The 9,282-nt window shown below is 30.8% G+C and carries 10 protein-coding genes; all 10 read left to right on the forward strand.

Annotation, left to right across the window (positions count from 1 at the left end):
- Nucleotides 1–575, forward strand: a 575-nt coding sequence (locus tag ACJAX4_RS19120; RefSeq protein ID WP_435791031.1) for an HpcH/HpaI aldolase/citrate lyase family protein, incomplete at its 5' end; no start/stop codon positions are given.
- Between the two features lie 58 nt (nucleotides 576–633).
- Nucleotides 634–2,172: a citrate lyase subunit alpha gene (gene citF / locus ACJAX4_RS19125; protein WP_435791032.1), complete on the forward strand. Its 1,539-nt coding sequence runs from the start codon at nucleotides 634–636 to the stop codon at nucleotides 2,170–2,172.
- Between the two features lie 131 nt (nucleotides 2,173–2,303).
- Nucleotides 2,304–3,347, forward strand: a complete 1,044-nt coding sequence (gene citC / locus ACJAX4_RS19130) for a [citrate (pro-3S)-lyase] ligase (protein WP_435791033.1) — start codon at nucleotides 2,304–2,306, stop codon at nucleotides 3,345–3,347.
- Between the two features lie 6 nt (nucleotides 3,348–3,353).
- The gene (citX, locus tag ACJAX4_RS19135; RefSeq protein WP_435791034.1) at nucleotides 3,354–3,866 is read left to right on the forward strand and encodes a citrate lyase holo-[acyl-carrier protein] synthase; all 513 of its coding nucleotides are present in this window, start codon (nucleotides 3,354–3,356) and stop codon (nucleotides 3,864–3,866) included.
- Nucleotides 3,856–4,728, forward strand: a complete 873-nt coding sequence (gene citG, locus ACJAX4_RS19140; RefSeq protein WP_435791035.1) for a triphosphoribosyl-dephospho-CoA synthase CitG — start codon at nucleotides 3,856–3,858, stop codon at nucleotides 4,726–4,728. Before citX ends, citG begins: the two co-directional genes overlap by 11 nt.
- A 186-nt stretch (nucleotides 4,729–4,914) precedes the next feature.
- On the forward strand, nucleotides 4,915–5,475 hold the full coding sequence (locus ACJAX4_RS19145) for an RNA polymerase sigma factor (protein WP_435791036.1): 561 nt from the start codon (nucleotides 4,915–4,917) through the stop codon (nucleotides 5,473–5,475).
- Nucleotides 5,472–6,479, forward strand: coding sequence for a DUF4652 domain-containing protein (locus ACJAX4_RS19150; RefSeq protein ID WP_435791037.1), 1,008 nt, complete (start codon nucleotides 5,472–5,474; stop codon nucleotides 6,477–6,479). Before ACJAX4_RS19145 ends, ACJAX4_RS19150 begins: the two co-directional genes overlap by 4 nt.
- A gap of 185 nt (nucleotides 6,480–6,664) precedes the next feature.
- Nucleotides 6,665–7,936 (forward strand): tetratricopeptide repeat protein, encoded by a 1,272-nt coding sequence (locus ACJAX4_RS19155; protein WP_435791038.1) that lies wholly within the window; start codon nucleotides 6,665–6,667, stop codon nucleotides 7,934–7,936.
- A 103-nt stretch (nucleotides 7,937–8,039) separates the two neighbouring features.
- A complete protein-coding gene (gene trxA / locus ACJAX4_RS19160) occupies nucleotides 8,040–8,357 on the forward strand; it encodes a thioredoxin (RefSeq protein WP_435791039.1) in 318 nt (105 codons plus the stop codon).
- A 130-nt stretch (nucleotides 8,358–8,487) separates the two neighbouring features.
- Nucleotides 8,488–9,282, forward strand: a 795-nt coding sequence (locus tag ACJAX4_RS19165) for an NAD(P)/FAD-dependent oxidoreductase (RefSeq protein WP_435791040.1), incomplete at its 3' end; no start/stop codon positions are given.

A 9,282-nucleotide genomic window follows, 5' to 3' on the forward strand; every position in this document is an offset into this window, starting at 1 on the left:
AACTTATAGCTATAGGTGAAATGCTTATGAAAATTGAAGTGGAAGAAGGCTTTGATGCGGGAAGTATAAAATTAATTCCTATAGTTGAAACAGCTTATGGACTTGAAAATGTTTATAGCATCATAAAATCCTCGGATAGAGTAGTAGCTGTGTTACTTGGAGGAGAAGACTTAACTTCAGATTTAGGAATTGTGAGAACAAAAGAAGGCGAAGAGGTCTTCTATGCAAGAAATAGAGTAGCTACTGCTTGTAGAGCTATGAAGGTTGATTCTATAGATACACCATTTACAGATACTAATGATTTTGAAGGTTTAGCAAAAGACACTGGGAAAGCTAAAAGCTTAGGTCTTACAGGGAAAGCCGCAATAAATCCAAGACAAGTTGAGACAATTCACTCTGTATATGCACCGACAACAGATGAAATAAAATACGCAAAGAGAGTTCTTGAGTCTATGGAAGAGGCTGAAAGTGAAGGAAAAGGAGTATTCTCCTTAGATGGTAAGATGGTAGATGCACCAGTTATAAATAGAGCTAAAAACACAGTAGAGCTTGCAAAGATTTTAGGTCTTGCATAATAGTTTAAAAATTGTTAAAAGTGCTACTTTAGTGGATTAGTTAATTGAGGTGATATTAATGAAAAATATATTAGGAAAAGAAATACCTGAATACATAGAAGGCTATGGCACGGTGACTCCTTTTGAAGGTGCATTTAAGCGTAATGGCGTGAAAGTAAAAAGGGAAGTAAAAGTAAATTCAGTAACGCCTACGGATAAAAAAATTTTACAAAGCATAGATGAAGTTTTAGACAAGGTAGAACTTAAAGATGGGATGACTATTTCTTTTCATCATCATTTAAGAAATGGGGACTACGTATTAAATTTAGTTCTAGATGTTATTGCAAGTAGGGGTATAAAAGACATTACTGTTGCAATAAGTTCTATTTTCCCCAATCATGCACCACTAATTCAGCATATAAAAAATGGTGTAGTTACTAAAATATACACAAATTATATGTCAGGTCCTGTGGCACAAGAAATTTCAAGAGGACTTTTAAAAACACCAGTGATAATGCATACACATGGTGGGCGCTCTAGGGCGATAGAAAGCGGCGACTTACATATTGATGTAGCTTTCATTGCAGCACCTACAGCGGACACTTATGGTAACATTAATGGATTGTATGGTAAATCAGCATGTGGAGCATTAGGTTATGCAGTATCAGATGCCGAGTGTGCAGACAGAGTTGTAGCAGTAACTGATAATTTAGTTCCATACCCAACCTGCCCAATAGAAATTAGCCAGATATATGTAGATTATGTTGTAAAGGTTGATTCCATAGGTGACCCTGCTGGAATAGTATCTGGAACTACACAAATTACTAAGGATCCGGTAGGACTTAAAATTGCTAAAATGGCATCTGATGCTATGGTGGCAACAGGGCTTGTTAAAGATGAGATGTCCTTCCAAACAGGTGCAGGCGGAATTGCTCTAGCTGTAGCTGCGGAACTTAGAATTTACATGAAATTAAATGATATAAAAGGAAGTTTTGCGTCAGGTGGAATAACTGGATATATTGTAGATATGTTTAAAGAGGGACTCTTCAGAAGTTTATTTGATGTACAGTGCTTTGATTTACAAGCAGTACAGTCTTATGTAAGTACTCATAAGCATCAAAGAATGTCAGCTTCAATGTATGGAAATCCAGATAATAAAGGTGCAGTTGTAAATAACCTGGACATAGTTATCTTGGGTGCTACAGAAATAGATACGAATTTTAATGTTAATGTTACTACTGGATCAGATGGTGATATCATGGGTGGCTCAGGAGGTCATAGTGATACAGCGGCTGGAGCTAAGCTTACAATAATTGTTACGCAACTCACGAAAGCGAGACTTCCAATTATAGTGGATAAAGTAACTACAATAACAACTCCAGGAGAGAGCATTGATGTTATTGTAACAGAAAGAGGAATAGCGGTTAATCCAAAAAGAACGGATATAATCGAAAAATTAAAGAAAACTAATCTTCCTATAATGACTATTGAAGAGCTTAAAGCATTAGCTGAAAGTATGACAGGCAAACCAAAGTCAATTGAGCTTTCAGATGATATAGTTGCAGTTATAGAATACAGAGATGGTTCTGTAATTGATGTTGTTAGAAGACCCTTATAAAACCCTTATAAGAACTTATAAGGTATGAGATAAAGCTGGAAATAATAATTTTCAGCTTTATTTTATTTGCATTATTATGATAGAAAAATATATAATATATTTATAAGTAAATTAGCATGAGGAGGCTTTCTATGTATGAACTAAACGTTGAAAGAATTAATCTAAAAGATGAAAATAGAGTTAAAGAAGTAAAAGATTTTTTACAAACATTCCAGCTAGAACTTGATGACAATGTAGATTATACTATAGTTATTAGGCAAAACGATGAAATTAAAGCCACTTGTTCCAAGGCTAAAAACGTATTTAAATGTTTCGCAGTATCAGATGATTTAAGAGGCGAAGGTGTGTCTGCTATGCTTATGGGAGCAGTATCGGATAGGCTTTTTAATGAAGAGATTTATCATAGCTTTATATTTACTAAGGTAGAGAATATAGATATATTCTCGTCTCTTGGCTACAAACTCATACAGAAAATAGAAAATGTAGCTCTCCTTGAGAGTGGAGTATACGATATAAGAAAATACTTAGAGGATATTCAAGTGGAATATAATATAGATAACACAACTGAAAAATCAGCTTTAGTTATGAATTGTAATCCATTTACTTTAGGGCACAAGTATTTAATAGAAGAAGCAGCATCAAAAGGCAAAGAGGTGTTAGTATTTATAGTCCAGGAAGATAAGTCATCTTTCCCATTTGACTATAGATACGATATGGTTAAAGAAGGTGTTTCTCATCTGACTAATGTGACGGTAATAAAAGGCGGGGAATACATAATTTCAGAGGCTACTTTCCCATCCTATTTTTTAAGAAAAGCAGATGAAAGACTAGTGGCATATACAAATCTAGATGCAACAATTTTTGGAAGATATTTTTGTGAGGCGTTAAATATAACAAAAAGATTTATAGGAGAAGAGCCTTATTGCAAAGTTACAAATGCGTATAATGATGCTTTAAAGCGAATACTACCCACCTATAGTGTAGAAGTTGTGGAAGTTAAAAGAAAAGCTCTAATGGGTGATATTATAAGTGCTTCAAAGGTTAGAGAATTAATTAAACAAGATAAAATATCCGAAACTTACCATATAGTTCCTAGCTCGACATGGGAATTTTTAAATACTAAAGTAGGAAAGGAGATAATGGGGGAAATAAGGTCTAGCGATTCTCCACATTAATACGATATGTATACAGCAGAAAATATATTTTTAGAAAGAGAAAGAAGAATTGAACACCAAGATAAATTACTTGAACAATTTAAAATGCCCCTACTTGTTATTAGGGTTAACTATCCAGGGTTAAAAAAAGATAACCGCTTTACGCAAGGTATAATAGAAGTTATAGAAAGTGTAATTTGTGAAGCGTTTTTAGGGTCAATTCATAATAAAGTGGTCAAAACAACTGCAGAAGGACCGATTGTTATTTTGTCTATAAATAAAAGTGCGAGAGATATTAAATTAATTACATTGGATATAGAAGAAAAGCACCCTTTAGGAAGATGCGTAGATATAGATGTATATGACGTGGAGGGAACAGGAATTAGTCGTAACGATTTTGGTTTATGTATGAGAAAATGCTTCTTATGCGCTGACATAGCTCACAATTGTGTGAGAAGTGAGAAACATAGTAAAAAAGAAGTGGAAGAATTTATAAAAATAAGATTTACAGAATATATGGAGAAAGTATATGAAAAATAAATATATAATATCAAAGGAAGCGTTTGTTATAGCAGAATATGCAATAGAGGCTATGCTATATGAAGTTACTGCATATCCGTCACCGGGGTTAGTATCTTCTATATCAAAAGGAGCTCATAGTGATATGGATCATTACTCTTTTATTAAAAGCACTTCTATTATAAGTAAGTATATGGTTTTATTTGCTGAGGAGGGTTACTCAGCAAATACTCCGAAAGAGATATTTACGGCTATTAGAAATATAGGAATAGAGGCGGAAAATGAAATGTTTAAAGGTACAAATGGGATAAATACTCATAAAGGAATGATTTTTCTTTTGGGTATAAGTTGCGCTGCGGTTACCAAGGCTATTTATGAAAAGAAGGATTTCAGTGAAATACAAGACTTAATAAGAGAGATGACTATAGGGCTTGTCCAAGATGAACTGCTCTACATGAATAAAGATAAAGCTACAAGTTATGGAGAGAAATTATTTCTGAAATATAAGGTGGAGGGAATAAGGGGTCAAGTAGAAAAAGGTATTCCACTAGTGTTTGGCTACTCTATTGGAATCTATAATGATAATGAATTCCTGAATTTAAACGATAGATTAATACACACACTTATGTGCATTATGCAATATTGTGAAGATTCTAATGTTCTTCACAGACATTCAATGACCGAATTAAAAGATGTACAACAAAAGGCGACTCACATAATTTCAATAGGCGGAATGACAACAGAAACTGGGAAAGCTGCAATAGAGAATCTTGATATTGAATTTATAAAACGCAATATAAGTCCAGGAGGGTCAGCAGACCTTTTAGCTGTAACTGTATTTTTTAATTCTGTACAGAAATATTTTAGTGATTGTAAACAATAGTGTATTATTTCTGTGGATGAATCTATTTTAATTATAAAATTGTGGATAACTTTAGATTGGAAAAGTATATATTACGTAAGTTGCATTCGAAGTGAGATGCAATTATAGTAATATATACTTTTTTTATCACTATTAATTTTTTAAAACGTATATAAAGTATTAATAAATATATTTAGGGGGCGGGTAATGAAAGTACAGGAGGATTCAGATCTAATTCAAAGTATATTAGATGGAAATATTGATAGTTTTAATATATTAGTTAATAAATATGAAGTTATAGTCTTAAGATTTATATATAACATGATAAAGGATAAAGAAGCAGCAGAGGACATAACTCAAGAGGTGTTCATTACTATCTACAATAAACTCTATCTCTATGATAAAAACCATAAATTTTTAAATTGGCTGCTGCAAATTTCTAAAAACAAATGTATTGATTACATACGGAAATATAAAAGAGTGTATGAGTCAAACATAGAAGATATACCAAACGTTACATCAAAAGAGATGTCACCAGAACAGGCAGCGGAATTTAAAGAAACTAAAGAAAATATAGAAGCTTATTTGAATAGTTTAAGTGAAATAGATAGGCAAATATTAATCATAAGATATTTGAAAAATTTAACATTCAATGATCTTGCTGATATTTTGGAAATGACTGAATCTAATGTGAAACGCAGATATTATAAGAGTAGACAAAATTTCAAAACTTTCATTTCTCAGAAGGGAAAGGGGTGTAAACGATGAAATGTAATGTGTTTAGAAAGAGATTAGAAGACTATGTAATGGGGAATATTCCAAGTGAACTTAAAATTTCACTAGAAAATCACATGGATGGATGTGATAGCTGTAAGGCAATATATGAAGAGGAAATTAGAATAGATACATCGTTTAAGATGGCTTTATCCATAGAGGGTATTGAATTTAACAGCTCAAGGACTAGTATAATTAGTGCTATAGATAGAAATAGATACAGCAAGAGGACATCAAATAAAATTTTATATAATTTTAAAAAATATAAAAACAGGTATTTATCTTATGCGGTGGCAGTTATAGCTATGATAGTATTTATTCCAATGATATTAAATAATTTTAATGGAGAATCATATAAAAGTGAAGGTGATACTGAAAAAAAAATGGCTATATATAAGGCAAAGGATAAAGCTAAATCGGATAAAAAACAATGGGAAATAGCTGATTACAAGGCGTCTACAAATATAGAGAATCATCTAATGGAATTTAAGAGTACCATAGTCGTAAATAAGGAACTTCCGGATTATGAGATAATTTGGGAAAACTCTTTAGACGGGAAAAAATCTGCGGCTATAGATACAATGGCAGAAAAAGATGCAGATTTCGGAATTCATGTAATTTATGTTAAAGATAAAAAAACAAATCAAATAGTTAAATATGAAGTTGTTAAGGATACACAATATACAATAAGAAATATAGAATGGTGGGATAATGAACATTTAATAGTTGTGACAGGTTTCGCCTACGGCACCGTAAATTATGGTTCGGATATATATAGTTTAACAGTTAATACTGAGAAATTCTCTACGTTATATCAAGTAAAAGATGAAAAACAACAAATAGTAGGAGTGCAAAAGGTTAAGAATGATTTAATACTTCAATTAATAAATTATGAGGATAATAACTATAATGTTTCGCATAAAGCAGTAGGCAAGATTAATATACTTGATATTAATAAGCCAGCTGTTATGCAAATTACAAATGAAAATAAAAAATAAAGCTTCATTGCTTTTAACGGTTGAGAAAAGTATATATTACGTAAAGTTCATTTGAACAAGCGCTAGTAATTATTAAATTAATTTAGAAGAACTAAGCGAAGAGAATGAACTTGTAGTAATATATACTTTTCATAATTTATGTTATAATTAGCTGAGCATAAATATAGGAAACTAAAGGTGAAACTATGGATAAATCAGGTAAAATATACGTAAAAGCAATGAATAAGTATAATGATGGCTATATAGACAAGTCATTAGCCCTTTGTGAAAAGTGTATTTCTATAAAGATTACAAATGCTGCGGCTCTAAATTTGAAGGGTATTTTATATTATTTAAAAGGTGATTTAGATAGTGCTAAAGAAATGTGGAATATAAATTATAAGAGAAATCGTGATGAAGTATCAAAAAAATACCTAAGGGATAGTGTAAAAGATATGCAGAAAATGCAACTTTACATCAATGCCTTGGACTTAATGAAGAAATTTAATATATCGGGTGCTTTAGATATACTAAAGCAATGTGAAAATAGTGACTTTAATTTTATAAATGTTAATAACAGTATTAGTCTTTGCTATATACAGTGTGGGGAATATGATAAAGCACTTCAGCATATAAACAAAGTTTTAGGAGTAGATAAAAAAAATGCGCAGGCAATTACAAATAAAAAAACACTAATAGAATATGGCAACTTAAAACGGGATATAAATCATAAAAAGAATTTTATAATTATGGGTAGTATATTTTTAGCTATAACTATTTTACTCATAGGTAAAACGTATGGGAAAAAGGTGTTAAATACTTTAATAAGTGTGAGTAAAAAAGGACAAACGGAAGTAGAGTTAAATGGTAAAAAAGACAAAAAAGAAACTGTAGATGAGGTAAAAACAGAAAGTCAGGAAGACAAGCAGACTGAGAAAAACATTGATATAGATAAAAAAATTAAAAAATTTCCAGAAGAACAATTTGTGGAGAGTATAAAAAATAAAAATATGGAGAAAATAATTGAATATTTAAATCTGTGGAAAGATGCTGATTTAGAAATTAACTATAAGTTACTTCTGGTAGAAGGTGAAGAAATCATTGAAAAGGATGGGATAGTTTATTTTTATGCAAAAGGTATGAGCTATATGGATAGTAAAAAATATATAGAAGCTGAGAAATATTTTCTATATGCATTGCCCTATTCTAAAGACAATTATTTGGAACAACATATTATCTATATGTTAGCACTGTGTTACAAATCTAATTCAGATTTTGAGAATGCAGTTAAATATTATGAACTTACTTTAAATAAATTTCCTAATGGAAATTACACTGAGGAAGTTTTATATAATTTAATACTTATAAATAAAGATGTAGATTTAAATAAGGCAAAAGATTATGCAGAAAAACTAGTTAAACAATTTCCTGATTCAGATTATAATAACAGTATCGTAAAAAGCATTTTGGATACATAAAGATTCAAATTTAAAATAAATCTTATTGACTAGTCACAAATTAGGGTATACAATAATAGTATAGAGTATACCCTATAGGGGTATAAATATTGGAGGTAATAATATGATTAAAGAAGTTAATGATAAAAATTTTAATGAAGAAATTACAAAATCAGATAGTATAGTTGTAGTAGATTTTTGGGCACCATGGTGTGGACCTTGTAAAATGTTAAGTCCCGTAATTGAAGAATTAGCTAAAGAGATGGGAAAGGAAGTTAAATTTGCAAAAGTAAATGTAGATGAAAGTCCAGAGATATCATCAAAGTATAGAATTGCAAGTATTCCAACTGTTATGGTATTTAGTAAAGATACTGTGAAAGATTCTATGGTAGGATTTAGACCTAAAGCAGATATAAAGAAAATAATTGAAAAACATTTATAAAATTTGTACATTAAATTAAATATTTTAAAGATAGTTATTTAAATTTTTAATTTAAATAACTATCTTTGTTTTATTTATTATAAGGTAAATAATTGTTGGCTATTAAAAAAGTTGCATAAGGAGGAAAATAATGAGCGAAAGATATGATATTGCTATAATAGGAACAGGGCCAGCGGGTCTTGAAGCAGCAATTAATGCTAAAATTAGAAATAAAAATATAATACTTTTCGGGAATAAAGAACTAAGTTCAAAACTTGTAAAAGCACCAAAGGTAAATAATTTTTTGGGCTTTTATGATATTAAAGGCAGTGAACTTAAAAATAAATTTGCAACACATATCAAAGCCATGGGGATAAGTATCATACCGGAGAGGATAAATAATGTTTATGCTATGGGAGATTATTTTGCACTTATGGTAAACGATAAGATTTATGAGGCTAAATCGATAATTTTAGCTACTGGTATAGAATACAGCAAACCATTAAAGGGGGAAGAAAAGTTTTTAGGAAAAGGAGTAGGGTACTGTGCAACTTGTGATGCACCCTTATATAAGGGCAAAAAAGTAGTTATAGTTGGATATAACAAAGAAAGCGAAGAAGAAACTAATTATGTAAGTGAACTTACTTCTAAAATATATTATATCCCTATGTACAAAGGTGAATATAAATTAAATTCAAATGTAGAGATAATAAAACATAAGCCAGTAGAAATAGTTGGTGATGACAGGGTAACTAAGATAATTTTAGAGCAAGGTGAAATAATTACAGATGGAGTTTTCATGCTAAGGGATAGTTTATCCCCAGATCAGTTAGTGCCGGGCCTTCAAATAGAAGAAGGCCATATAAAAGTAGACAGAAACATGAAAACCAATATAGAAGGATGTTACGCAGCAGGAGATTGTATAGGCAAACCATATCAATATATT

Source organism: Clostridium sp., from assembly GCF_051278035.1.
Lineage (GTDB): Bacteria > Bacillota > Clostridia > Clostridiales > Clostridiaceae > Clostridium_AD.

Coding starts and splice junctions, on each gene's coding strand:
- citG (WP_435791035.1), top strand. CDS start 3,856: ATGAAAAATAAATATATAATATCAAAGGAAGCGTTTGTTATAGCAGAA.
- ACJAX4_RS19155 (WP_435791038.1), top strand. CDS start 6,665: ATGGATAAATCAGGTAAAATATACGTAAAAGCAATGAATAAGTATAAT.
- ACJAX4_RS19150 (WP_435791037.1), top strand. CDS start 5,472: ATGAAATGTAATGTGTTTAGAAAGAGATTAGAAGACTATGTAATGGGG.
- ACJAX4_RS19145 (WP_435791036.1), top strand. CDS start 4,915: ATGAAAGTACAGGAGGATTCAGATCTAATTCAAAGTATATTAGATGGA.
- trxA (WP_435791039.1), top strand. CDS start 8,040: ATGATTAAAGAAGTTAATGATAAAAATTTTAATGAAGAAATTACAAAA.
- citC (WP_435791033.1), top strand. CDS start 2,304: ATGTATGAACTAAACGTTGAAAGAATTAATCTAAAAGATGAAAATAGA.
- citX (WP_435791034.1), top strand. CDS start 3,354: ATGTATACAGCAGAAAATATATTTTTAGAAAGAGAAAGAAGAATTGAA.
- citF (WP_435791032.1), top strand. CDS start 634: ATGAAAAATATATTAGGAAAAGAAATACCTGAATACATAGAAGGCTAT.